6 protein-coding genes are annotated in these 26,380 nt (G+C 70.2%); all 6 read right to left on the bottom strand.

The window, feature by feature from the left end:
- Nucleotide 1 precedes the first annotated feature (1 nt).
- A complete protein-coding gene (locus G7043_RS44630; RefSeq protein WP_166055295.1) occupies nucleotides 2-20,926 on the bottom strand; it encodes a hypothetical protein in 20,925 nt (6,974 codons plus the stop codon).
- Between the two features lie 69 nt (nucleotides 20,927-20,995).
- Complete coding sequence (locus G7043_RS47920; RefSeq protein ID WP_207312571.1) at nucleotides 20,996-22,846, bottom strand: hypothetical protein; 1,851 nt, start codon at nucleotides 22,844-22,846, stop codon at nucleotides 20,996-20,998.
- Nucleotides 22,847-22,855: 9 nt separating this feature from the next.
- Nucleotides 22,856-23,377 carry a YbaB/EbfC family nucleoid-associated protein gene (locus G7043_RS44620; protein ID WP_166055293.1) on the bottom strand — a complete coding sequence of 174 codons (522 nt, stop codon included), beginning with the start codon at nucleotides 23,375-23,377 and terminating at the stop codon, nucleotides 22,856-22,858.
- 30 nt (nucleotides 23,378-23,407) lie between these two features.
- A complete protein-coding gene (locus tag G7043_RS44615; RefSeq protein ID WP_166055291.1) occupies nucleotides 23,408-24,169 on the bottom strand; it encodes an ESX secretion-associated protein EspG in 762 nt (253 codons plus the stop codon).
- The gene (locus G7043_RS44610; RefSeq protein WP_166055289.1) at nucleotides 24,166-25,809 is read right to left on the bottom strand and encodes a PPE domain-containing protein; all 1,644 of its coding nucleotides are present in this window, start codon (nucleotides 25,807-25,809) and stop codon (nucleotides 24,166-24,168) included. Before G7043_RS44610 ends, G7043_RS44615 begins: the two co-directional genes overlap by 4 nt.
- A gap of 43 nt (nucleotides 25,810-25,852) precedes the next feature.
- Nucleotides 25,853-26,233, bottom strand: a complete 381-nt coding sequence (locus G7043_RS44605) for a hypothetical protein (protein WP_166055287.1) — start codon at nucleotides 26,231-26,233, stop codon at nucleotides 25,853-25,855.
- Between the last annotated feature and the right edge of the window lie 147 nt (nucleotides 26,234-26,380).

Below are 26,380 nucleotides of genomic sequence, written 5' to 3'. Positions count from 1 at the left end.
GCTAATGCATCGTCACGTCCGGCTGTAGCCCCTGACGTGGGCGGTAGGTGACCTGGCGGCCGTTCAGCACCATGTCGAGGTCGACGGTCTCCTCGAACGGCGGCCCCATCGGCCTGATCAGCACCGGAGTGGCTCCGCCCTGGTGGATCCGCACGTTGACGCTCAGCTGGGTGGCGATCAGGTGTGCGACCAGGTCACGGGCGTTGCCGGCGCCGACGTTCTCGGTGCCGTCCGCCTGCATGTGCCAGTTGGCGTTCTCCACCAGCGCGCCGTTCAGGTGGCCCTGGTGCATCGGCCGGCTGACGGTCCAGTCGGCCACGGCCCTGGTCACCGCCTGGTGCGTGGCGGCCAGGCTCACCACCTGCCGGCGCAGCGTGGCCGGGTCGATGCCGCGGGCCTGCCCGACGGCCGCGTAGAGGCCGTTGGTCGTGACCGGTGGCGTCGGCTGGCGGACCAGCACGTCCTCGTTCAGGAACCGCAGTTGCCGCTGCGTGTGGCTGACGTGGTCGGACGCCACGAGCCCGTGCGCCGCGACGACCTTCTGGTCCTTCTGGATGCCGGCCGCCATCTGGTTGAACGGCGCGGGCATCGGCGCCGAGACGGCCGGGTTCATCCGGTTCTTCTGCGGTGCGCCGAGCTGGGTCTCCATCTTCTTCGGCGGGTTCCACGTGTTCGTGGTCTGCCCGTCGGCCGGCGGCAGGAACGGTTCGACGACCGCGTGCGCGCCGGTGCCGAGCCGTTCGCGCTCGTCCGCGAACTTGGTGCCCGCCTTCGACGACTTGCCGTCGAGGAACCGCTCGGACACGTTCGGCAACGCCGTGTGCGACTGCGGCAGCTTGCCGTCCTTGATCAGCCCGTAGGCGATCCTGGACAGGTCGGTGCCGGTGTCACCCGCGACGAAGTCCGTCGTGAACGCCTGACCCCGCACCGGGTGCCGGTTGTTCTGAACGTCCACACGGGCCTGTTCGGTGGCCTCGTCCATCAGCGCCGGGTCGGCCGGCGTGTGCAGCTGGGCCAGTTCCTTGGCGTAGAACCTGTTCAGCGACTGGCCGAGCTGCCCGAACTCCGCCTGACCCTCGCCGAACCGCACCGACGGGTCGGCCAGCGGCACGAGACCGTCGAAGAAGAGGTTCGGTTCCGGCGTGTACGGCAGCAACGGGTGTATGCCCTGCTGGTTGCGGCGTGCATGCATGTCCGCGTTGATCGCGTGCTCGAAGCGTTCGGTGAAGCCTTCCTCGGCGAGCTTGTCGCGGTAGGCCTGCTTCTGCGCGTCCGTGGTCTTCGAGTCGTTGTCGATCCGCGTCAGCACGTCGTTCTGCAGCTGCTGCGGCGTCACGGTCACGCGGTAGCCACCGCCGACCATCAACGGCCGCAATGGCGCCGGCACGTCGGGACTGTCCGCCCGGCCGGGCTCGTGGGCGTCCATCAGCTGCGTGACGTGGTCGAAGACGTGCCCGCCCTGCCGCGTCCTGCGGTCGCCCGCGTCGAAGTCCATCACCGACACGTACGGATGCGTGCCGTTGGCGGCCAACGCGGTCACAGCGAACTCGTGCGCGTTGCTCTCCAACGTGCTGTTGCGCGTCTGGCCGAACTTGAAGCCCTTGGGCCCGTGCGGAACGCTCACCAGTGCGATCGGCTCCGCGTGCCCGTTCACCACCGGGGTGGCGGCGGCGATCGCGGTGTCGATGTCGGCCTGTGACGCGGCGTTCACGCCCAGCACGAACGCCACGCGGCCGTTGAGGTCGGTGGTGTTGGCCATGACGCCGTTGATCACGCTGTCGAGCTGGTCCAGCTCGCCCGCACGGACGATCATGCTGACCACGAACGCGGGCGGCTCGTTGTTCTCGATGCCCTGCCGCGTGCGGGCGAGGTAGTTGTCCGCGGTGATCGGGGTGAGCGTCCGCCCGTTCGCGAGGTTCTGGAACGCCGCGTTGTGCACGCCGTTCTCGTTGACCAGCTCGACCGGCTGGACCGGCTCGGACATCGCGACGTCGTTGTCCTCAACGGACAGATCAGCCAGGTCCTCGCGGGTGCGCTTGACGGAGTCGCCGGGCGCGTCCAGGTGTTCGTTGCCGCGCTTGGGCATGTTCGGCGGCGGCACGTCGGACCGGTCCTCGACCGCGGGCTGAGGCGGGTTGTGCGACGCCAGCGCCTTCATCCGGTCCTCGACCAGCTGGAGGTGCCGCGGCTTGAGCGTCGCGTCCGCCTGGTCGATGCCCTGGGTCATGGGGGAGTTGTCGTTGACGACGCGGCCCCGGCCGTCCTGGTGCTGGAAGATCGGCTTCACGCCGCCGGTCTCCAGGTACTCGTCGCGCAGGCCGAGGAAGTGCCCGACCTCGTGCGCGAGCCGCCGCGAGTCCGTGTGCGCGGGCCAGGTGAGCTGGTTCGCCCGGCCCTCCGGGTCGTCGGTGACGTCGATCGTGGCGTGCGCGTCCGCGGGGTTGTCGGTGAACTCGACGGTGACGTGGAACTGCTCACCGCCGGGCAGCCGGTAACCCTGGTTGAACATCTCCTCGACGCCCGCGCGAGTGCGGTCCTGAACGTCGGCGTTGCCGTTGTTCAGGTGCAGGCGCACGGTGAAGTCGCGCACCGGCACGCCGTCGATGTTCAGCACGCGGTTGTCGTAGGCGATCGGACCGCGCCAGGCCTGCATGGTGATGCCGTGCGGCCCGACCGTGGTGCTGCTGAGGACACCGCTGTCCTCGCCGCGCACCCAGCTGGAGGCCGGGGTCGTGGCGCGGGCGTCCGCGATGGCCTGTGAGGAGACCGGCGTCCGCGGGTCGAACCACGGCGCGCTGGTCGCGGTGCTGTGCAACGGACTCGGGTCGGCCGGCGGACGGTTCGACGTGGGCGCGGTGGACGGTTCGCTGCTCACGGCCGGTGCGTTGGGCGGCTGCGGCGCCGGACGCGTCTGGACGTCCCGGCTCGGCCCCGCCTCCAGGTTGTCCTGCGCGGGCGGCACCGGTGGCAGCAACTTCGAGGTGTCCGGAACAGGCGGAAGGTCCTTGTTCCGGGCCGATCCGCCACCGTCATCCGTGTTGCTGGAAGTCGTGGTGGGCTGGTTGTTGTAGTCGGCGATCTTCTGGTCGACGACCGCCTTCTTGTCCCACCACTGCTGCTGCTTCGCGTCCGCGGCCCGGCGGGCGTCGTCGAGCTCGGTCTCCGCGTCCTTGATCAGGCCCTGCTGGGTCACCCGGTCGGCGTCGAGACGGGCCACCTCCTGCTCGTGCCTGGTCTCCGCCGACGTGCGGGCCGCGTCCGCCTGCGCGGCGGCCTGCTCCTGCGCGATGAGCTCCGCGCGCCGGGCGTCGGCCTCCTGGCGCTGGACCTTCAGCTCGGCCTGGGCGTCGGCGAGCTGCCGCTCCACCTGGGCCAACACCGTTTGCGCGTGGTTCGCGGTCTCCTTCGCGTTCCGCAGCGCGATTTCCGCGTCGGCCTGCTTCTGCCGCGCTTCGGTCACCTGCTGCGCGAGGCCAGGAGTCTCGGCCGGCTGGTTCTCCAGCGACCACACCGCCCTCGCCTTGGCGTCGAGGTCGAGCTGGGCCGCGGTCACCCGGGACCACGCGCCCCGCGCTTCGGAACGGAGGTCGTTCACCCGCGGCGTGAGGTCCGCGACGGTGGCCTCGGTGCGGGCGGCCTCGCGCCGCGCCGTCTCCGCCTTGGCTTCCAGGGGCGGAACCTTCGCCTGCGCGTCCAGGTGCTGTTCGATCGACGCGTTGTAGTCGATCTGCACGCGAGTGAACTCGAAGTCGTTCCTCGCGAGCTTCGCGGCGGCGTCGTTGATCACCTGCTGCGCCTCGTGGCGCTTCACGTCGACGTCGACCTCGGCCTTGCGCCAGTCGTCCGCCGCCTTCTTGACCTCGGTCTGCGCGTCGGTCAGCTCGGGGTCGAAGTCGTGGCCCAGCACGGTTTGCGCCTCGGCGGCGGGCATGCGCACGGCCGCCGAGTTCGGCACGGACAGGTCGACGACGGCGGTCTTGCCGCCGACCGTCGCGACCACGCGGTACTCGACGCCGAACTGGACCAGGCCCGTCCGGTCCTTCGGCTTGAGGTTGCTGGTCTTCTGGTCGGTCAGGCCACCGGACCCGGCGGACGAGTCCTCGCTCGCGTGCCGCAGTTCGACGCCGCTCACCCCGACGGCCACGTTGTCGCCGGGATCGGTGTTCTGCTTGATCCCCGCGCCACCCGTGGCGAGGCCGACGGACAGATCACCGGTCTCGGCCACCTTGGCCTCACCGCTGGTCGAACTGACCTGCGACTTCGGGTTCTCCAGCGCCACACCGTCGCTGAGCGAGCCCAGCGACGGGTCGACCAGCTTCGCGTACACCTTGACGTCGGCGTCCTGCCCGAACGTCAGGGCGGCTTCCTTCAGGCCCGGCACGTCGAGCGGGCCGGAGAGCATCGACGGCAGGTGCGGCTGCAGGTTCTCCGGGCTCAGCGTCGACAGCAGGCTGTTCAACGAACCCGTGCCCTTGCCGGTGAGCCCCTTGCCCGCGCCCGCTTCCTTCAGCGCGTCGACCGCCGCCTGGCGCAGGTCCTGGGCGCCGCGCAGGGTCTCCACCGACGCCGTCGGCGGCAGCGTGGCCGGGTTGCCCGCCCGCTGCCAGTTCGCGGCGGCCTGCGGGGTGCCCGCAGCCGCGGGTTGCGGAGTCGAATCTGCGTGGTAAGCGGACGTTTCGGCGTCGCTCATGACCTTCTGGTTGTCCGCGTGCAGCCGGACGACCATCTCCTGCGGGCCGCTGTCCGCCCTGGCGACGACCTTGTCGCCCTTCTCGACCACCAGCTCGAACTCGACGGGCACGGCGTAGCGCGCCGCCGGGCCGCTCGCGCCGCGGAACTGGCTGAACTGGTCGGCCGTCGAGTTCGTGACCGAACTGCTCTTGGACTGACCGATGTTCGCCGCTGCGGCCACTCCCGCGGTGCCGGACACGTTCGGGTTCGCGCTGCCCGGCGCGGCGAGGCCGGGGGCCTTGATGCCGAGACCCCAGCCGGTGCCGCGGCCCTGGCCGTCGGTGATCTTCTTCGAGCCCTGCGCCGTGTGCTCCATCTCGACGCCGTCGTTGACGACCTCCTGGAACTGGGGCGTGTCCGCCTTGGCCCGCAACGTGACCTGGAACGAGTCCTTGCCGAACGTGCCGGGCTGGTGCACCAGCAGCGGCACGCCGCCGTCCAGGGCGCTGTCGATCATCGCCTTGACGCTGGCGGGCGAGCTGAAGTCGACCAGGCGCTGCAGGTTGCTCATCGAGTCCTTGAGCACCGAGTCCGGCACCAGCGGGTCGCCGAACCTCTTCGCGGTCTTGAGGTTGACGTCGTTCGAGAGCTTGGACACCACGCCGGACAGGTCCGGCACGCTCTCCACAGTGGACAGACCTAGCGCGCCGGGCTCGCCCTTGGCGACGGTTGCCGGCGGCGCCATCTTCGGGAAGTCGGGCTTGGGCACCTTCGGCTGCACGTCGGGCAGCAGACCCATGTCCCGCGCGACGTCCTCGGTCACGCGCACGAACACCGAGTTCGGCAGGCTGATCGTCGCGCCCTCGGCTCGAGGCGTGCTGCCCGCGATGAAGTTCGCGGCGCGGCTCTCACCGACGACGGTGACGTCCGCGTCGAGCTGCACCAGTACCGTGCGGCCGCCGGCGGGCGTCACGAAGTTGCGGTCGACGGCGCCGCCGATCTCGTTCGACGACGACTTCGAGTCCGCCCACGGCGTGACCTTGCCGGCCACCGCGACACCACCGGCGCCGCTGGTGGGCGTGGGCTCACCGGCGGGCGGGGGAGTGACGTTCGGCTTGATCGGCACGTTGACGCCGGCGGTGATGTCGACCGACCGGTTGGTGGACGACGACGAGCCCGCCTTGTAGCCACCGGTGGAGGCGTTCTCGGTCGCGGTGTTGTCCGAAATGGACACGATCTTCGGGTGGCTCAGCTGGAACGACACGCCGATCGCGCCCGTGCGGTCGGTGATCCGGCGGTCGTACTTGAGGCCCTGTTCCTGGATGCCGGTCTCGGTGAGCGTGCGCAGGTTCGCCTTGATGTTCTCCGGGGAGAACATCTTGTCGATCTGCGCCCGCGACGCCGTGCCCGGCACGGTCAGCGCGGAGTCGCCCTTGGCGGCCCGGTTGAGCGCGTCGATGGCCTGGTCGCGCAGCGCCGTCGTGTTCGCGACGGCCTCCACGTGCAGGAAGTCCGGCGCCTTCTCCTTCGGCTTGGTGCTCAGCAACTCCTTGACGGTCGGCGCGTCCTTGAGCTTCCGGAACTCGGGCGTGCCAGGCTCGAAGCCCTTGCCCGGATCGGTGTCCAAAGTGGAGCTGTCCGACACCCACAGGTTGACCCCGCCCTTGACGGGCTTGAGATCACCGGCGCCGGTGCTCGCCACCGTGTGCTGCTCCGGCGCGTGGAATCCGGGAGCGCCGGGCACGACGCGGCGCACCCACGCCCGCGGCCGGGTGAACGTGGTGATCTCGACGTCGAACTCCACGTCGTGCCGGAACACCTGGGCGTCCGGGCTGCCGACGTTGAGCGAGGTCGAGTTGACCGTCGGACCGGCCGCGGTCTTGTCCGACCACGCGTGGTTGTACTTCACCCCGAACTGCGGAGTGGGCGTCAGCGTCGCGATATCCGTCTTCGCGGGGATCACCACCTTGCCCTCGACGCCACCGCTCCAGCCCTTGGTGGTCGTGGTGGAGGCGTCCAGCTTCGGGCCGGTCGACGACGCGTCGCGGACGTTGCGCGCGTCGGCCTGCCCGAGGTGCTGCGGGTTGGTCAGCTTCGCCTTGACGGTGACGTTGACGTAGGTGTTGGTGGTCTTGCCGCTGTTCTTCAACTGCACCTGGACGCCGGGACCCATCAGGCTGTCCATGTTGTTCCTCAACGCCGCCGGCGAGAGCTGCGAGGTCAGCTTGCGCTGGTTCGCGAGTTGCTCGGCGACGTCCGCGAAGCCCTTGCCCTTGCCACTGCGCGGGTTCGCGTTCGGGTCGTTCCAGTTCGGCAGGAACTTCCCGAAACCGGGCAGGCCGCGCAGCGCGTCCTCGACCTGGGTCTGCACCTGCGCCGCCGCCTCGAACTCGCCGACCTTGGCGTTGCCCGCGGCGATCGCGCCACCCAGGTACGGCGGCGGGAACTTCTTGCCCTTGTTGGTCTCGTCGACCGTCGAGTTGCGGGTGCCGTCAGGCGTGGGCAGGCCGAGCGCGCCGGCCTCGGGCAGACCCATCCTCATGTAGGTGGTGACGGGGACCTTGACGTTGGCACCGCTGGGAGTGCGGACCTCGACCTCGGCGGTCACCTTGTACAGACCGGTCTGGCCCTTGACCTGGATGCCGCTCTTGTGGGTGGTGTTGATGCCCGCGTTGACGTTCTCCGCGACGCGCGCGGAGTAGCCGAGGGTGGCGCCGACCTGGCCGCCGACCGCATTGGGCACGCCGATGTTGCCGCCGAACCCGGCGGTGACGTCGCCACCGGACTTGGTCGTCGAGGACACACCACTGCTGTGCGACGTGGTTTCGTGCAGGCGCAGCACGGAACTGTCGTGCGTACCGACGAGTTCCGCGGTCTGCAGCTTCGCGGTCATCTGCACCGCGGCGCCCTTGCTCGCGTGCGGGCTGATCAGGTCCGGCGAGGTCACGTACGCGCCACCGAGCATCGCGCCCATGTTGTTGCGCATGGACGTGGGGCTCAGGAAGTTCTGCAGCGCCTCACGGCCGGGCGCGCCGATCTTGACGATCGACGGGTGCAGCTTGCGTGCGACGTCGTCGAACGCCTTCTGCTGGTTGTCCAGCGACACCGTCTCGGGCGCGGGGTGCTCGATCTTCGCGCCCCAGTTGGCGTCCGGTGGGGTGACCGCGGCGGACGTGTTGCCGGAACCGGTGATCGTGGCGAGGTCGTTCGGGATCTGCAGCGTGACGTCCGTGCCGGTGTTGACCGGGTCGATCGTCCGGACGTCGCCGTTCGCGTCGGTGAGCGTGATGTCGTACGACACCCGCACGGTCGACTGGGTCGAGCCCTCGCCGGCGCGGATGATCCGCTGGTCGGTGAGCGCCGACGACGTGTTCTGCGACTGCGCGGGCGTGGCGAACTGCGCCTTGCCGCCCAGTGACCCGTACGGGCCCATCGCGACGCCGGCCACGGCTGAGCCACCGATGTCGTTGGCCGTGGCGACGGTGTGCGTCGTCGAGGACGAGTTGCCCGACTGCGCGGTGCCGTCGACCTTGACGGTCGGCACGTCCACCGGCGCGGTGTCGGTCTGCGCCTGCATGGTGGCGCGGACGTTCGCCTCGTACCAGGTGTTGCCGATCTTCACCTGGAAGTTGCGGCCGTTGTCCAGGAACGACTCGAAGTTGCCGGTGAGCGCCTGCTGGATGCGGGCGGCGTCGGCGGGCTTGAGGTTCCCGATCGCGTTGGTGACCTGCTCGGCACCGCGCACGTCGGTTGCCGCGATCGTGCCGAGCGCCTTGTTGCCCTGGAAGAACTCCGGCAGGTTCTGCTGTCCCGGCATCACCTGCCCGACCTCGGGCGGGGTCAGCGTGATCATCGGGATGACCGGGTTCGGCGTCGGCCTCGGCGGCGCCTGACGCGTCTCGAGGTCCTCGTCGACGTCCATGTCGGAGTCGGCGTCGAGGGCCAGGTCGGCCATGCCCGACCCCAGCTGGGTGGACGGGCCGGGGCCGTGGTCGTCGGTCGACTGCGACGGTGTCGCGTTCGCCGGGTCGTGCGGGGAGAAGGTGGTCCTGCCGTTGTCGTTCGGAGTCGCGTCGATGTCCAGCGGCGACAGCGAGCTCTCGGTGAACGGCTCGATCGCCGTGGCAGGCCAGCCGGGGCCGTGGACGCGGATCGGCCGGCCGATCTCGGTCGCGAGCAGCCGGACCGCCAGCTCCTCGGCCTTGGCCAGCTTCTGGTTGTCCGCTGCCTGTTCCGCGGCGTCGACCTGGTCCTGGGCGGCACGTTCGTCCGCGTCCAACTCGTGACCGGGCGTCCCGGTGTTGTCGACTGGCACGACGCCGGTGCCGGGCCCGTACTTCGGGTGGATGGGGACGTGCCGCGCCGGAACCGGTTCGAGCATCGCGGCGGCCAGGTGGCCGTTCGCGAGGTCGTGCTGCTGCCGGAACCGCGCGATGTCCGTGGTCGTGCTGGTCGAGGCGGTGGACCCCTGCTGCACGGCACCCTGGCGCAGGCCCGCCGGCGTCTGGCCCTGGGGGCTGCCCATGGCCTGGTGCACCGCGTTGTACAGGCCGTCCTTCCTCGGCGGGAGCGCGATCGGCAGGACACCGTGTTCGAGCGTGCCGAACACGCGGGTGACGGTGCTGTTGTTGTCCGACAGCGCCAACTCCACCATCGCAGCCATTTTGTGCTGCTTCGTGCCGGGCTCGTAGGGCGGCAGTTTCGCTTCCTCTGCCTGTTTTTCCGCTGCCGTCTTCTTCGGCTGCCTGCCCTTTCCCTTGGCGGGCGGAGCGTCGACGGCCGTGGACGGTCCGGCAGCCGCCGGCGGGGGAGTGGCCTGGGGGTCGAGGCCCGAGTAGCCGTGGCCGTCCTTCAGCGGGACCGAGACGTTCTTGTCGAGCGTGTTCTTGTCCTGCCAGCCCAGCTTGCGCGCGTCCTCCGGGGTCGGTGTCCAGCCGCCCTCGGTGCTCACGTGCGTCTGGACGCCCGTGTGGTGGTCCGGGTCGGTGTAGGTGTGTTCCTTCAGCTGCTGCGGCTCGCGTCGCTCGTGCGGCCTGTTCTGGAACTCGTTGCGGATGTTCGCGGGAGACGTGCCCTGCTTGGCCGCCCTGTCCGCCGCTCCGGGAGGACCACCGAAGAACCGGCCGGGTGTGGAGTCGTAGTTGACGTGCGACTGGGCCCAGTCGTCGCCCTTCTGCTTGGCGAAGCTCAGCCCGATCCGGGACAGGTCGGTGCCGGCCGCGCCGTTGACGAAGTCGGTGGAGAAGGTCTCGCCTCGGTACGGGTTGCGGTTCGTGGCGCCGTCGACGGCTGAACCGGACGCGATGTTCTCGTTGCGGTCCTGCTGATCGATCCCGGTGGACTCGCGTTCGTTGATCTCGACGATCTCGGTCGCGGCGAACGTGTTCATCGACTGGCTGAGACCGTTGAACTCGGAGGCGTTGTCGCTGAACTTGACGTTCGGGTCGACCAGCGGGACGACGGCGTCGACGAAGAGGTTCGGCTCCGGCATGTACGCCAGCAGCGGGCTCGTGGTGGACAGCCGGACCCGCGCGTCCATGTCGTCGCGCATGGCCTGGTGGAACCGGTCGACGAAGTCGGGCTTGACGACCTCGGCCCGCGCCGTGACGAGGGCCTTCGTGTCGGCGGTGTGCGCCCTCTCCTTCTTTACGAGCGCCTTTTCCTTCTTGTCGTGCGCCTCGCGCGTCTTCTTGTCGGGGTTGCTCTGCGCGAGGGCTTCCGCCTCGGCGTCGAGAGCCGCCCTGTCGGCCGCCAGCTTCACGGCCTCCTCGTCGAGCTTGCGCTGCTCCGAGTTGATGCGGTTGTTGATGTCGGCCAGGAACTGGGTTTCGTCGTCGACCCGGTAACCACCCGCGAACAGCAACGGCCGGACCGGGCCGACGTCGGTGTTCATCGAGTCGGTGAAGTGGTTGAAGATGTCCTTCTGGCCACCGGCCACCGTGCGCGAGCCGGTGTCGAAGTCCTGGATCGAGATGTACGGGTGCGAGCCCTTGTCCAGCAACGCGCCGACCGCGTACTTCGTGGCGTTGCCGGTCATCGTCTCGTTGCGCATCGTTCCGTAGGGGAACGTGGCCGACTTCGCGGTCGGCACTGGGTTGTTCAGCTGAACGATCGCGATGGCCTCGGGCCGTCCGGCGATCTTGGCGTTCGCCGTCTCGATGGCCGCCCGCATGGCGGCGATGTCCGCGGCCTTGCCGTTCACGCCGACCACGAAGACCATGTTGTTCTTCAGGTCGCCCGCGTCCGCCGTCATGGCCTGCACGACGGCCTCGATGTCGTTGCCGGGCGTGTTCAGCTGCGCGTGGTTGACGATCATGTTGACGACGAACGACGGCTGCTTGTTCGCCTCGACGCTCTCCTTGAGCTTGCCGAGGTACGAGTCCTTGGTGGGCAGCTCGGGGTTGCTGCCGTTCACCAGGTCGGCGAACGCGTTGTTGTACTTGAAGTTCACCTCGCCGATGGACGGCACCTCGGCGATGGGGGTGACCGTGACCTGGCTGTCGACGTCCATCGACGTGCCGGCGTTGCTCGGACCGGGCTCGGTCCACGTCTGGTTGCCGGCCTGGCGCTTGTCTTTGTGATCGTCGGGCGCGGGAGCGGTGGTCTGGTCGACCGCGTCGTGCCTGCGCTTCATCGGGCGGGTGTCGCCCTCGACGTCCGTTGCCGTGCCGGGCTTGGCGCCGGGACTGGACTTCGTGTCCTGGCTCGGCGGCGTCCATCCCGCGGGCGGCGGCACGGTGGCCGGGCCGGCGGGCTCCAGCCTCGTGTCGGGGACCATGACCTGGCTGTTGGCGGTGCGTTCGACGAGCCACAGGTGCCGCGGCCGCAGACCGGGGTTGTCGAGGTGGACGTCGGCGCCCATCATGCCGCCGTCGTCCTTGTGGACCCCCGAGTTCGTGTCGTGCTGCTGGAAGACCCGGGACTTGTCGCTGTACTCGTCCGGAATGCCGAGGTAGTGCAACGTCTCGTGGGCGAGGACCTCCGGCTTGGTGCCGGGCTGCCAGTGGGTCTGGTCGACGTTCGGGTTGTTCGGGTCGACCTTGACGGTGGTGTGCGCGTCGGCCTTGTTGTCGGTGAACTCGAGGTTGAGGTGGAACTGGTCACCGCTGGGCAGCCGGTAACCCTGGTTCAGCAGGTCGTTCACGCCCTTCGCGGCGTCCTGCTTGACCTGCTCGACGACCGCGGGATCGGTGCCCAACGCCTGGTCGACGTGCACCTTGACGGTGTACTCCTGCACGAAGTTGCCGGGGCTCGTCTCGATGCGGCGCAGATCGTAGTTGATGAGTCCCTTGTAGGACTTGATGTTCGTGGGCGTGCTGGACGTCTTCACGTCGTGGACGGTCTGGTTGACCGTCCGGACGTTCTTGCCGTCCCTGCGGTCGGCCCAGCTGCTCCGGTCGGCCGGGTCCTTCGGGGCGAACCAGTCCGCGGTCTTCGCGGGGTCGTGCCGCCACGACTCGTCGGTGATGACGTCCCTGCCCCGGTGGGATTCCGGGGTCGGCGGGATCATCGCGGGCGGCGCGCCACCACTGCGCACCTGAGCCGGCGGCACGTCGGCGCGCGCCTCGGTCGTGGTGTCGCTGTTCGGCGGCGCCGGGCGCGTGTCCTGCCGGCCCCGCTCGTCCTGGAGCTGATGGGTGAAGTCCAGGAAGTTCGTGAGGTGGTCGGTCGGGTGACCGCCCGCCTCCGCGTTCTGGATCTGCTGCTCGACATGGCTCTGCACGGCCGCGATGTCGCTGTCGCTGAACTGGCGCCAGCCGGGCGCGTTCGGGTCGGCAGGCTGCTGCAGTGCGTAGGCGGTGAGCGACGCGTCGCGGTTGTTCGTGAACTGGTCGACCCGGTTCTGGTGCCACTGGACGTCGCGGTCCGCGCGCTCCCGGCGGGCCGCCTGCTCGTCCAGCATCGACTGGGTCTTGAGGACGTCGGGCACCACGTCGGCGGTGTTCCACCGGGCGCGGGCGGCCTCGGCCTTGGCCAGGCCCTGCTGGGCGACCTGCGTCTGCTGGTCGTAGATCCACGGAGGACCGGCGTGGCGAGAGATGTCGATCGCGTTCTGGATCGCGGCCGCGCGGTCCGGGGTGCTCGCGTACGCCGGGTTCTGCTGCAGTTCACGCAGCGCCGCGGTGTCCAGGCCGTAGAGCGAAGCCGCGAACGAGCGCGTCGGCGTGCCCTCCTGGACGGGGTCGAGGCCGCCCGGGACGACGAGGTCCACGTCCGGGTTCGCGGGCCGTGCCGACGGGTCCTGCATGAACGGCCGCGGGCGGGGTTCGGGCGCCGGTGCGGGCTCGGTCGGCGGGGTGCGGTCCTGGACGTCGTTGTCCGGCTGGGCCGGCGGGGTCTCCGGCCGCTGGGGCACGCCCGCGTCGAGGGCCCGGATCTCCTGGATCTGGTCGTACAGCCGATCCAGGTCCGGAGTCGGCTGGCCGCCGGTACGTGCGTCGTTGATCAGGTCGGCGACGTGGCTCTCGAGGTCCACGACGTCCTGGGGCGTCACCACCTGCCAGCCCGGCGCGTTCGGGTCGGAGGGCAGCGTCATCGCATATGCGGTGAGCGCGTCGTTGCGGTCGTGCTGCAGCCTGTTCAGCTCGTTGGTGAGCTCCGCCTCGTGCTGCTTGAGGTTCTGCTGCTCCGCCTGGCGCTGGGCCTGGTCGGTGCGCATCAGTTCGGTCTTCCACGCGTCCGGCAGCGCGTCGGTGAGGTGCTTCAGGTCGCCGATCTGGTTGTGCGTGCTGCTGATCTCGCCCTGGAGGTCCCGCAGGTGTTGCCCGATGCCGCCGTCCTTCTGGGCGATCTCCAGGTTGCGGGACATCTGGTTGATCTCGTACGAGCGGTCCGGGTTGTCGCGGTACTGCTCGGCCAGGTCGTCGAGCTCGGCGGAGGACTTGCCGAACAGCGAGGCCTTGAACGCCGCGTGCTCCTGCCGCGGGGTGACCTGAGGGCTGTCCGGCTGCACGTCGAGGTCTGACTGCACGTCGAGGTCTGGCTGTGCGTCGCGGCTTGCTCGGGCTTCCTGCATCGCGGCGTTGCGCTCCGCCTCGCGCTGCGCCATCTGCTTGAGGTTCTCGTTGAACTGCTCGAGCCGTTCCATCCTCGAATGGATGTTCTCGGCCCGCTCGAAGCGACTGCTGTACTCGGGGTTGGTCGCGAACGACAGCTGCTGTTCGGACTGCTTCACCAGCGCCTCGGCCTCGGCGATCTTGCCGTCGAAGTCGAAGGAGCTGTGGTCCTCGCCGGTGCCGAACCAGCGGTTCATGAAGCCGTTGAAACCGGCGTGGTCTTCCTTGCCGTCGCGGAAGTCCTGCAACACCTGGTTGGCGCGGTCCACCTGGGCGGTCAGCGCGGCCACACCGTGCCGCATGACCTGGGCCTCCGCGGCTCGCGCGGCCGTCTCGTTCTGCACCCGCTCGTGCAGAGCCTTCAGGTCCGCGGTGTCGAACCCGGCGTTCTCCGCCGCCGCGATCTGCTCGGTCAGGTGGGCGTCTAGCTGGGCGAGCGCGGGCGGCTTGAACTTCTTGAGCCCGTCCGCGTTCGGACCCGCGACGTAGGTGTCGATGGCGTGGGTCATGCCCAGCCTGGGGCCTGCGGCCTGCAGGGTGTCGATCTGGTTGTTGGTGCTGTTCAGGAGATCGGTGAGCGTTGCGACGTCCTGTTTGCTCTGGGCCGTTTGCGCGCGCTCCTGCGCGGTCTGGAGCGCGTCGGGCTTCCAGGAGGCCTTCGACTTCGCGTCGTCGATCCGGTTCTGCAGGTCCGCCGACCGTTCCATCAGGTCGTTGATGAAACCCTGCGGACCGTTCGGGTGCGCGGCCGCGCGCTTGATCAGTTGCGTGTCCTTGGCCGCGTTGTACAGACCCTCGTCCTGGCGGCCCTTGTACAGGTCGCCGATGGTCTGGTTGACCTCCGCGGACGACTTGCCCGCGAGCCAGGCCTCCATACCGGCGCGCACTTCCTGCGGCGTCGGACCACCGAGCGCGCCGAACGTGCCGTTCTGCGAGTTGACCTGCACCTGCGGCGCGAACGGCTGGCCGTGGACGGTCTGCACGCCGTTGTTGTCGACGACGAGCTGCACGTCCAACGCCTGTGCGACCGTGTCAGGCAGGTGCTGGCCGACCTGCGAGTCGTTCCACGACGGCGTCTGCATGCCCTTGGCGACCAGGTCGGCCGACGTCGGCAACGCCCCGTTTTCTTTCACCGACTGGGTTACGTGGTTGACCACGTCGACGTCGCCAGGGGTCATGCCGTCGGTGTCGAGGCCGGCGTTCACCACGTCCCAGCGCTTCGACGACCCGGCGGCGAGGTCGTTCGCGACCGCGGCCTGCCACTGCTGCACCTTGGCGTCGGTGTTGGGGGAGCCCGGGTTCGGTTCCAGGTCGGGGTGGAACTTCGCCAGCGTGTCCGCGTCGACCTTGCTCGCGACCCAGTTCGACAGGCCGGGCGCGTTCAGTCCGGGGTAGTCGTGGTTCTGCGGGTTCTGCCGGATGTCGTCCAGAATTGTGTCCACAGTGGACTTAACATCGCTGATGCCGACCAGTGGTGACGCGTTCGGGACCGGCGCGTTCTGGAACGCCGCGCTGCGCAGCACCGACTCGACCAGTCCGACGCTGTCCAGGTTCGGCAGGTGCGTCTGGTGGGGGCGGGTGTCCACGTCGGCGTCAGAGGGGAAGGCACCGGGCATGGACGGCGGAGGTGCCGGCCGGGTGTCGCCCTCGACGTCCACATCGGAGCTTGGGACGGACCTGGTGTCGGGCGGGGTGTCGGCGGGCGGGGTCCAGCCCGGCGGGGGTGGCACGGTGGCCGGGCCGGGGGGCTCCAGCCTGGTGTCGGGCACCATGACCTGGCTGTTGGCGGTGTTCTCGATCAGCCACAGGTGGCGCGGCCGGACGCCGGGGTCGTCCAGGTGGACGTCGGCGCCCATCATGCCGCCGTCGTTCTGGTGCACGCCGGAGTTGGTGTCGTGCTGCTGGAAGACGCGGCTTGAGTCCTTGTACTCGTCCGGGACACCCAGGTAGTGCAGGGTTTCGTGAGCGAGGACCTCGGGGCTGGTGTCCGGGTTCCAGTTGGTCTGGTCGACGTTCGGGTTGTTCGGGTCGACCTTGATGCTGGTGTGCGCGTCGGCCTTGTTGTCGGTGAACTCGAGGTTGAGGTGGAACTGGTCGCCGCTCGGCAGCCGGAAACCCTGGTTCAGCAGGTTGTTGACGCCGTTGGTGGCGTTGTCCTTGACCTGCTGCACGACGGCCGGGTCGGTGTTCGCGGCAGGGTCGACGTGCACCTTGACGGTGTACTCCTGCACGAAGTTGCCGGGGCTCGTCTCGATGCGGCGCAGGTCGTAGTTGATGAGTCCTTTGTAGGACTTGATGTCCGACGGCGTGCTGTCCGTGCGGACGTCGTGGACGACCTGGTCGACGGTGCGGACGTCGGTGTCGTTGCGGCGGTCGGCCCAGGTGCTGCGGTCGGCCGGGTTGTTCGGCTGGGACCAGTCGGCGGTCTTGGCCGGGTCGTGGCGCCACGACTGGTCGGTGAGAACGTCCTTGCCCTGGTGGGACTCCGGGGTCGGCGGCGTCATGGCGGGCGGGGCGCCGCCGCTGCGGACCTCCTTCGGCGGGGCGTCGGTCTTGGTGTCGGAGTCGGACTTGGTGTCTGTCTTCGTATCTGCGTTCGTGTCTGCGTTCGGCGCCGGTGGTGCGGGAGGTGCCGGAGGAGCGGGCGGCGGCGTGTTCTGGGGCGGCGCGGAACGGGTGTCCACGTCGGTGTCGGTGTCCGTATCGCTGTCGCTGTCGCTGTCCGTGTCGCTTTGCGACTCGACGTCCGCGTCGGCCGTGCCCTGCGTCGTGGCGGGGCTGCCCTCCCGGACGGCGTCGCTCAGCACCTCGTAGCCCGTCGTGGTGCCGGGGGGAGTGTTGTGGTCCTTGTGCGGGCGGTCCTGCTGGAACGTGTCCGGGGTCTGGTCGAGGATCTTGTACGACCCGTACTCGGCGAGGTCGTCGAAGACCTCCTTGCGGAACGCGTCGCCGAGCGGGTTCTCCTTGGTGATCGGGTAAGCCTCGAAGCGGCTGTCCCACTCCTGCCTGCTCGCCTTGCGGTCGGTGTCCACGACCGTCTCCCAGGCGGCCTGGGTCCACGACCCGGGCTTCGTGGCGGAGTCGACCGTCTTGCCGAGGTTGGCGGTGTCGATGTCCTGGTGCATCGCGAACGCGTGCACGTTCGCGCCCGGCTTGGTGTCGTTCAGGTAGTTCTGCAGGTGGTGCTGCGCCGACACCAGCGACAGACCGCCCTGGGTGTAGTCGATCAGCACCACGTTCTTGCCGGGGGGAAGGCTGCCCAGGAACTCGTCGAAGTGCTGGTTGAGCATGTTCTGCTGGTCGGCGTTCAACGGCTGGACCTTGCCGCCGTGCGCCTCGTACGACGGGGCGAGGATCGAGTTCGGGTCCGCGGGCGGCGGCCGGAAGTTCGACAGCGGGATGGACACCGCGGGGTGCCCCTGGTTCTGCAGCGCGGCGACCACGGCCGCCGGACTGCGCCCCAGCCCGACGTAGGCGAAGTCGCCCGGCGGGTACTGCGTGGTGATGTGGTTGGCGACGTCGTTCACCGCGTCGACCAGGTCCTGCTGGCCCTGGATGTGCTGGTCGCGAGCCACACCCATCATCTCGTTGTGGAAGTCCGCGGCGTCGTCGATGCCGTACACCTCGGGCCTGCGGCCGCCACCGCCCAGTGCGGGGTCGTAGAGCAGCGGCATGATCGTCGCGTCGACACCACTCCTAGGCGGCACGTCGATCCCGTTGTCCGCCAACCACTGCTTGGCCATGTACGGCGTCAGGCCGACCGTGGTGTCCGCGTCGACCTGGATGCCGACGAACGGCGACGGCTCGTTCGGCTTGTACTCGAAGCCCTGCGGGGTCTCCTGCCAGCGCGAGTCCTTCTTCGGGTCGTCGGCCCGGTAGCCCTCCACGCGCTGCTCGGCGCTCGGCTCCAGGGCGTCCTGGTACACGGACTCGGTGTCGCTGTCGGAGTCGCTGTCGGACTGGGCCGTGTTCGAGCGCGGCGGCACGTTCGGGCCGGGGTTCGGTGCCGGTGTGGCGATCGGCGGCGTTACGACGAGGCCGGGAGCGGCGTCGTTGTTCGCCGTGGTGTTGGCCGATGGCGAGGGCACGGTCGGCGCGGGGGCCGGACGCGTTTTGACGGCCGAATCGCCGGGGTTGGGCGTGGTGGAGGGGGCGTTGGTGGGTGGGACGTTCGTCGCGGGGGTGGGCGGCGGCGTGTTCGCGGGAGGCGTGTTGATCGGCGGTGCGGCCGGGGCGGGGCGTGAATCGGTGGGTGGTGCGGGGTTGGCCGGCGGCGTGTTCGCAGGCGGCGTGTTGACCGGGGGCGCGGCGGGAGCCGGGCGCGACTCGGCGGGCGGTGCGGTGTTGACCGGCGGCACGTTAGTCGCGGGGGTGGGCGAGGGCGTGTTCGCAGGCGGCGTGGTGACCGGCGGTGCGGCTGGGGCCGGGCGTGTCTGGGCCGGCGGTGCCGTGTCGGTGCTCGGTGGCTGGGTGGACGGGGTGGTGTTCGGCGCGGGCGGCGGTGTGGTGACCGGTGGCGCGGCCGGAGCCGGGCGCGTTTGGGCGGGTGGTGCCGTGTTGGTGGGCGGCACGTTCGTCGCTGGGGTGGGCGACGGCGTGTTCGCAGAGGGCGTGGTGACGGGGGTCGCGGACGGGGCCGGGCGTGAGTCGGCGGGCGGTGCCGTGTTGGTGGGCGGCACGTTCGGCGCGGGCGTGGGTGACGGCGTGTTCGCGGGAGGCGTGTTGACCGGGGGCGCGGCGGGAGCCGGGCGCGATTCGGTGGGTGGCGCGGTGTTGGCGGGCGGGACGTTCGTCGCGGGGGTGGGCGCAGGCGGTGTGGTGACCGGCGGTGCGGCCGGGGCCGGGCGCGTCTGGGCCGGCGGTGCCGTGTCGGCCCTCGGTGGCTGGGTGGACGGAGTGGCGTCCGGCCTTGGCGACGGCGTGTTCGGCGCGGGGGACGGCGTGTTGACCGGCGGTGCGGTCGGAGCTGGGCGCGTCTGGGTGGGTGGTGCGGTGTTGGTGCTGGGGGGCGGCGTCTGCGGGGGCGGCGTGGTGCTGGGGGGCGGCGTGTTCGCAGGCGGTGTGCTGATCGGCGGCGCGGCTGGAGCCGGACGCGATTGGGTGGGTGGTGCGGTGGTGGGAGGCGGCGTCTGGGGGGACGGCGCGTTGGTGGCCGGGGCCGGGCGCGACTGGGGCGGTGGGGCGGTGGTGGTGCCCGGTGCGTTGGTGGGAGGCGCGGTTGAGGTTGGCTGTGGGGTCAGCGGGGTCGGCTTCGGGGCCGGTGGGGGCGTTGACGGAGAGGTGCCCGGTGCCCTGGTGATGGTGTTGTCCGGGGTGGGCGGTTTGGGAGCGTCGAACACGCCCTTGGCGCCGGTTGGGCCGCCGAACTTGTTGCCACCGCGTTCCGTGCCGGTGGCGGCGGGGCTCGCGCCTGCGCCGGGTGCCATGGGCGGGGCTGCGGCGCCTGGGTTGGCCGAGACGGGTGGCGTGATGCCGGGGGTGGCGCCGCGCGGGCCGCCGGTGGACGGGGACGTCACGGAGCTCTGCTGGCCGGGCGTCGTCGGGGCCGGGCTGCCTGGGGTGCCGGGGGTGGCGGGAATGCCGCCGGGCTTGGGGGCGCCCGAACCCGGCGTCGCCGAACCTGGGGTCGGCGAACCTGGGGTCGGCGAACCCGGCGTCGCACCGGGAGTCGTGCCGGGCGTGGCACCTGGGGTCGTGCCGGGCGTGCCTGGGATGGTCGGCTTCGGCGCGGGCGGGGGAGTCGAGGTGGTGCTGGGCGGGGCCTTGGAGATGGTGCTGTCGGGCGTGCCGGGCTTGGGGGCGTCGAACACGCCCTTGCCGGCGCCCGTGCCGAACTTGCTGCCGCCGCGGTCGCCGCCGGTCGCGCCGGGGGTGCCCGGAGCCATCGGGGGCGCCATGGGCGGCGGGGTGCCGGGAGGGGTGGCGCCGCGGGAGCCGCCGGTCGAGGGCGAGGTCACGGCGTTCTGCGGGCTGGGAGCTGTCACGCCGGACTTGCCGCCCGTGCCTGGGGTCGCGCTGCCGGGCACGGTGGGGACGCCGCCTGCCTTGCCACCGCCGCCGGGCGTGCTGCCGGGCTTCGGTGACGCCGCGCCGGGCGTGCCGCCGACGATCGGGGGTGCGCCGACAGCGGGGCCGCCCGGCGTTTTCACGCCGCCGGTGCCGACGGGGCCGTTGCCGCCCTTGACGTTGGGCGTCGCGCCGACGGGGGTTCCGCCGGGCGTGGTCAGCCCACCGATGACAGGACCGTTGCCGCCCTTGACGTTCGGCGTCGTGCCGACCGAGGGACCGCCCTGCGGGTTGAGGCGACCGCCGACAGAAGTGTTGCCGCCCTTGACGTTGGGCGTGGCACCGACCGATGGGCCGCCGGCCGTGTTGAGGCCTGGCGTGTTGACGCCGCTACCACCCTTGACGTTCGGCGTGGTGCTGACGGAAGGACCACCGGCCGTGTTGAGGCCTGGCGTGTTGACGCCGCTACCACCCTTGACGTTCGGCGTGGTGCTGACGGAGGGGCCGCCGGCCGTGTTGAGGCCGGGGGTGTTGACGCCGCCGCCCTTGACGGCGGTGGGGCCGGTGACCTTCGGGCCGCTCTGGGTGTTGAGGCCGGGGGTGTTGACGCCGCCGCCCTTGACCGCCGTGGGGCCGGTGACCTTGGGACCGCCCTGGGTGTTGAGGCCGGGCGTGTGGACGCCGCCGCCCTTGACCGCCGTGGGGTCGGTGACGTTCTTGCCCTGCGAGCTGAGGTTGTTGACGTTCACGCCGCCGCCGGGTGGCGGCTTGGCGTTGGTGGTCGTGTCGACCGACTTGAAGTTGCTGCCCTGGTTCGTGTCCGTCGTGACCGACGTCTGGTGCGTGGCCTTCAGGCCGGACTGGACGTCGGTGAACGCCTTGGCGCCCTTGTCCGCCTGCGACACCGCGTTGTCGTTGGACGCGTTGAGCGCCGGCACCGCGAACAGGCCGATCGGGCCGAGCGCGTTGCCGCTGAAGTTCAGGCCGCGCAGGCCGCTGGAAATGCTCGACAGCCGGGACCCCAGGTCACCCGCCTTGTTCTGCAACCCCTGCATCGAGGAGTCGTTCATGGAGTAGCCGCTGTTGCCCGTCGGCCCGCCGCCACCGGTGCCCGTCGTCGGGGGAGCCGACGTCGGATTCGGCGCCGGGTTCGTGTTCGGCGGTGGGTTGGTGTTGACGTTCCCCTTGGCCATGAGCGGCGATTCTCCAGATACAGCGTCAGAACGAAGCAGGACGAGCGGGATCCCGGCTGCCGGTTTGGACTACTCCGACGGCCTGGTCGGACGCTCGTGGGCGACGGCCGGCCGGAGCGGCTGGGCCGCGGCGCCACCCGCCGGGGCGACGTTGTCGTAGGACTGCAACGGGTTGTAGTTCTCCTCGACCGGCGTGGCCTCGCTCGCGAACGCCGCGTGCTCCACGAGCGGGTTGTAACCCTCACGCGGCTCGAGCGCCTCGAACGTGTGGGACATCTGCGTCCGGGCCATCGGCTCGTAGCCCGCCTGCATCGGCTGCAGTGGCTCGGCCGGGGTGGCCTCGTAGCTCGCGTACATCTCCCGCGCCTGCATCGGCTGCACGGCTTCGTGCACCGGGGTGCCCGCGGTCATCGAGACACCGGACGTCATGGTCGAGTCCGACGCTTCGACCCGGGAGAACGCCACGGGCGCCTCCGGCCGTTCCGCGCGCGAGAACGCCACCGGCGCCTCGGGTGCTTCCATGCGATGCGGGGCCTGGAACGCCTGAGCCGCCTCTACCCGGTGCGCGGCTTGGAAGGCCTGGGGGGCTTCCACTCGGTGCGCGGCCTGGAGGGCCTGAGGGGCCTCCGTGCGGTGCATCGGCTGCAACGGCTCGACCGCGTCCATCTGCAGGCGGGCCATCGGCGCCTGCACGGCCTCCATCCGCTGGAGGGGCTGCATCGGCTCGACGGCGTTCATCTGCTTGTACGCGGGCTGCAACGGTTCGACCGCGTTCATCTGCCTGTACGCGGGCTGCATCGGCTCGACGGCGTTCATCTGCCTGTGCGTCGGCTGCAGCGAGTCCATCTGGACCGCGCCGACACGCGGTGCGTTCGGAAGCGTGGCCGCCGCAGTTCCGTCCTGCTGCTCGGCATGCGGTGCGTTCGGCAGCGTCGCCGTCGCGGTCCCGTCCTGCATGGCGCGCGGTGCGTTCGGGAGCGTTGCCGTCGCGGTCCCGTCCTGGCCCGTCTTGGCACCGGAAGTGCCCCCGGGCTGGTTGTTCGCGACCGCCTCGTCGATCTTCTTGTCGACGTCCTTCTGCGCCTTGTAAGCCTCGTAGCCGATCTCGGCGACGTCGGCGACGTTCTCGAACCGCTGCCAGCCCTTGCTGATCTTGGCCATGATGTCGTCGAGGTCGCCGATGCGCTTCATCTGACGGCCGAGCGCGGCGACGACGCGGGCGACGCGGGACGCGATGTTCGTGCCCAGCGCGACCGCCTTGCCGACCGCGAAGCCGCAGAAGATCGGGATCGAGGCGCCGAAGGTCGGGATCATGGCGGCGGCCGCGAGGATCGCGCCACCGATCAGCGAACCGATCAGCTGGGCGATCAGGTCGCGGACGATGTCGCGCAGCACCGTGACGAGCATGCCCATGATCGCGACGATCTTGGCCTTGGTCTCGACGGCCTGCGCGAGCTCGTCGAGCTCCTGCGACATGCCGTCCATGCTCTTCTTGAACGCCTCGGACGACGCGCCGGTCCAGCCGTCGAACGTCGCGAGCCCGTTCTTGTGGTCCTCGGCGAGCACCCGCAGCTCGGCCGCGCGCGCCTTGGTCGCCTCGACGTTGGCCTGGATCTCCTCCGGGTTGCCCATCAGCTGGTTCAGGGCGTCGCGCAGGAACGAGACGTGCTCGATCAGCCAGCCGACACCGGCACCGATGATGCTGCCCAGCGGGTCGATCGCGAGCATCACGGTCGCCGACGCGGCGCCGATGGCGTTGAACGTGATGTCCAGCGCCTTCTCGGTCTCGGACTCGGCGTCCTTGCTGATGCCGTCGATGAGGCTGCCGTAGGCCTCGATGAACAGCGAGCCCTTGAGCTTGTTCTCCTCGGTGATCTTCATCCCGGGAGGGGACGCGAGTGGCGTTTCAGGCGCGGTCATCGTTTTTCCTCACCAGGGCTGGTTGTCATCGTCGTCATCGTCGTCCGCGCGACGGCGGCCGCGGGCGGGCGCCGGCTGCGGGGCAGCCGCCGGCCGGCTCATCGGCGGGGGCGCCGGAGCGGGTTCCGGCTCGTCGTCGAACTCGTCGATCTCGTTGTACGACTCGGTCTCCTCGACGTCCTGGTCGTCGTCCGGGATCGAGTCCGAGACCATCTGGTAGGCCTCAGTGCCCTCGCCGAGCGGCTTGAAGAGCTCCAGGACCTGCTGCGCGGCCTGCTTCTGGGCCTGCCGCGCGGTCTCCAGGATCACCGCGGTGAGCCGGGCCGAGCCCAGCTCGACCGCGCGGCGCTTGAGCACCAGGTCCTGCAGGCCGCCGTTGGGGCCCACCGTCACGATCACCGCCCCGTCCTTCGACGTCACGGTCGCGGTGGACGCCGCGAAGTTCTCCGTGAGGTCCTCCGACTTCTTCTTCAGGTCGGCCAGCTTGGCCTCGTACTCTTCGACCCACTGAGTGGGGTTCGCGGGGTTCACACGGTCCTCCGGCGGCGGCGGTTCAACGGCTCACGCGAGCACAGCGTTGATTCGGGTGGCGATGCGGTCGTTGTCGGTCGGCGAGAGGCTCAGCCAGCCGTCCGAGTTGACCATCAGATAGCGGCCCTGGTGGGTGTCGAACCAGTTGATCACGACACCCGAGCGCTCCCGGCCGCGGGTGACGCCGAACTGGCCGCCCGCGACGCGGTTCGCCGCGAGCTCACCGAACTGCTTGGCGTCCTGGGCGGACAGACCGGCCTGCTGCAGCGCCTGCCGGTCGTCCATCTCGTCGTCGGCCGCGCCCCACGGGTCGTCGGAGTCGTCCTCTTCCTCGGCCTCCTGCAACGCGACGGCCTGTTGCAGGGCCTCGACCCGCACGTTCACCGCCGTGCCGGGACCGGGCTCGCCGTCGGGCAGCACCCGCACGATCTCGCGGGCGATGCCGGTCTCCCGGATCGCCAGCAGCCCCACGCGGTCGTTGTCGATGATCGCCAGCACGGCCTGGGAGCCGTTGGAGACGGCCAGGGCCCGCACCGTCCGGTCGAGTCCCGCCACCGCGTCGACCGACGTGACGTGGTCGTCGAGCAGCCGCAGGTACTCCTCCAACTGGGGGTCGTCGGCCAGGCCGCGCTGCCGTAATTCCTCGAGCGTCTTGTCGCGCAGCACGCGGCGGTCCTGCTCGGTGTCGCCCTCGGTCGGCACGTCCAGCGGGTAAGGCATCCGGCCGAGGCGTAACTCCTGCCACAGGACGTCGAACTCGCGTGGGGAGAGCACGAACTCGGGGGTGATCACGACGCGTCCGGGCCCTTCTTCTTGGTCTTGCCCGCACCGATCACCGACGGGGGCAGGTTCTCACCGGGGACCTCGAACAGGTCGCCGCCCATGACGTAGCTGGCGGAACGGTGTTCCTTGTCGTCCTCGCCCTTGCCACCGGCACCCGGAGCGCCGGCCATCGGGGCACCCGCGCCCATGCCGGCACCAGCGGCGGACGCGGCACCGGGACCCATGCCCATCATGCCGGGACGTGCGCCCTGGCCCTGGACACCGGCCGAGCCACCGGACTGCATCGCGCCACCGGCACCACCCGCGCCGGTACCGCCCGCGCCGCCGCCGAACGCACCACCACCGCCGCCGCCGCCAGCACCACCACCCATCGAGGGGGTGTAGGGCATCGGGCCGCCCTTCATACCGGCGCCGCCACCGCCGCCACCGCCACCGGAGCCACCGCCCGGACCACCTGGGCCGCCGGGACCGTTGTAGCCGGGCGCCGTCGGCGTGTACGCCGCGGGTCCCTTGGGGTTCTGCGGCGTGTAGTTCGGGTTCGCGATGTCCTTGCCGACGACCGGGGTCTGCGGGAAGCTCGGCGTGTACTGGTTGTTGCCGGGACGGTTCGCGCCGCCCGTGCTCGGGTTGTAGCCCGTCATCTGCGGGGTGTAGGTGCTGTTGCCACCACCGCCACCGCTGCTGCTGGTGTAGGTGCTGCCGTTGTTGCCGGGACCGGAGTAGCCCGGTGCCGTCGGCGTGTACGCGGCGGCCACGTTCGTGTTGGTGTTGGGGTTGTAGCCCGGCATCTGCGGCGTGTAGCCCGCGCCGCCTCCGCCAGAGCCACCGCCGGGGCTGCCCGGTCCGGTGTAGCCCGGTGCCGACGGCGAGTACGCGGCCGGGGCGGACTGGTTCGCGGCAGCGGCCGCGCCACCTCCGCCGCCCGCTCCCGCACCGGCGGTCGACGGCGGAGCGGCCACGGCGGCACCCTGCGCGTGCGTCGACATGAGCGCGTCCACCCCGTTGCCGAGCGCGGGCGCGGCGCCCGAACGGGCCGTCGCCATCACCGGCTCCTCGACCTGCCCGGTGTTCGGGTTGAACGGCGGCTTGAAGGTCGGCACCGACGTGTCGATCTGCCGGGAGTTGTTCTCCATGGTGGCCATCACGTTGACCGCCTGGTCGTGCGCGGCGCGCGACGCGGCGTTCGCCACCGCGATGTCGGCGGACGCCAGCACGAAGGCGGGCGTGCCCGGCTGCGAGAGCGCCGCCGCTGCCTTGTTCCAGTCGAACTGGACCGGCGCGGGCATCTGCGCTCGGGCCGCCTCCATCACGCGGCCCTGGTCGGCGACCTTGTTGCTGACCTCGACGGCGGTGCGCGCGGTCTCGTCGACCCAGTCGCCGAGCCTCTTCATCGCGGCCCGGGCGGCCTCGGCGGCGGCACCCGTCCACTTGGTCTCGGACGAGGTGATGACCGCGTTCATCGTGCGTGAGGCCTCGGCCAGCTCGGAGCCGTACCTGCTCCAGTCGGAGCTGATCTCGCCGGCCTGGCCGGGGTCGTTGTTGTTGTGGACCGCGGCGTAGAGCTCTGGGTGCGAGCGTGACGCCCAGTTCTGCGGGTCCGTGAGGACCGGCTTGTTCTCGATCTCGCTCGGGTCGGTCTCGGGGGGCATGACCGGCTCGCCTCTCGCGTCGATGGACTCAGCTGCCCGCAGGTCAGCTGTTGCCCATGTGCTTCTTCAGTTCGGCCTGGTGTTCCTCGTCGAGGCGGGTGAAGTTGTCGATCGCCTGGACGATCGAGTTCTTCGTCTGCTCGAGCACGGTGCGGTACGCGGACATGACGCTGACGAACGAGTACTGCTCACCCTCGGCGCGATGGGTGAACTTGTCTCGCATCGCGTCACCGACCGGGTTCGCGCCCAGGGCCGCAGGACGGGCAATGCTGGTTCTCGCACGTTCGAGCCACGAGTCGACCTGGTCGATCTGAGCCTGGAACTGCTTGCGGAGCTCCTCGCCCGCGGTCGGGTCGATCTGCACCTGACCCGAACTGACGGTGTCCTTGAGCGGGACAGCGTCGTTGTCACCGACGATGTACATGCGGGCAGTATCGGGGGTCTTTTCCGCGCGCCACTCACTTTGCCGCGCGCGAGTTACCAATTGAGATTCGCGTTCACAATGCCTTGTGTCACAGCGAAACGGGCCGACACCGGGTGGCCGGAAGATGATCGGGAAGATCGTTTGCGC

It is taken from the genome of Lentzea alba (genome assembly GCF_011067745.1).
GTDB classification, from domain to species: domain Bacteria; phylum Actinomycetota; class Actinomycetes; order Mycobacteriales; family Pseudonocardiaceae; genus Lentzea; species Lentzea alba.
The sequence above is the reverse complement of the archived record's forward strand: the minus strand, read 5'-3'. Positions and strand labels throughout refer to the sequence as shown.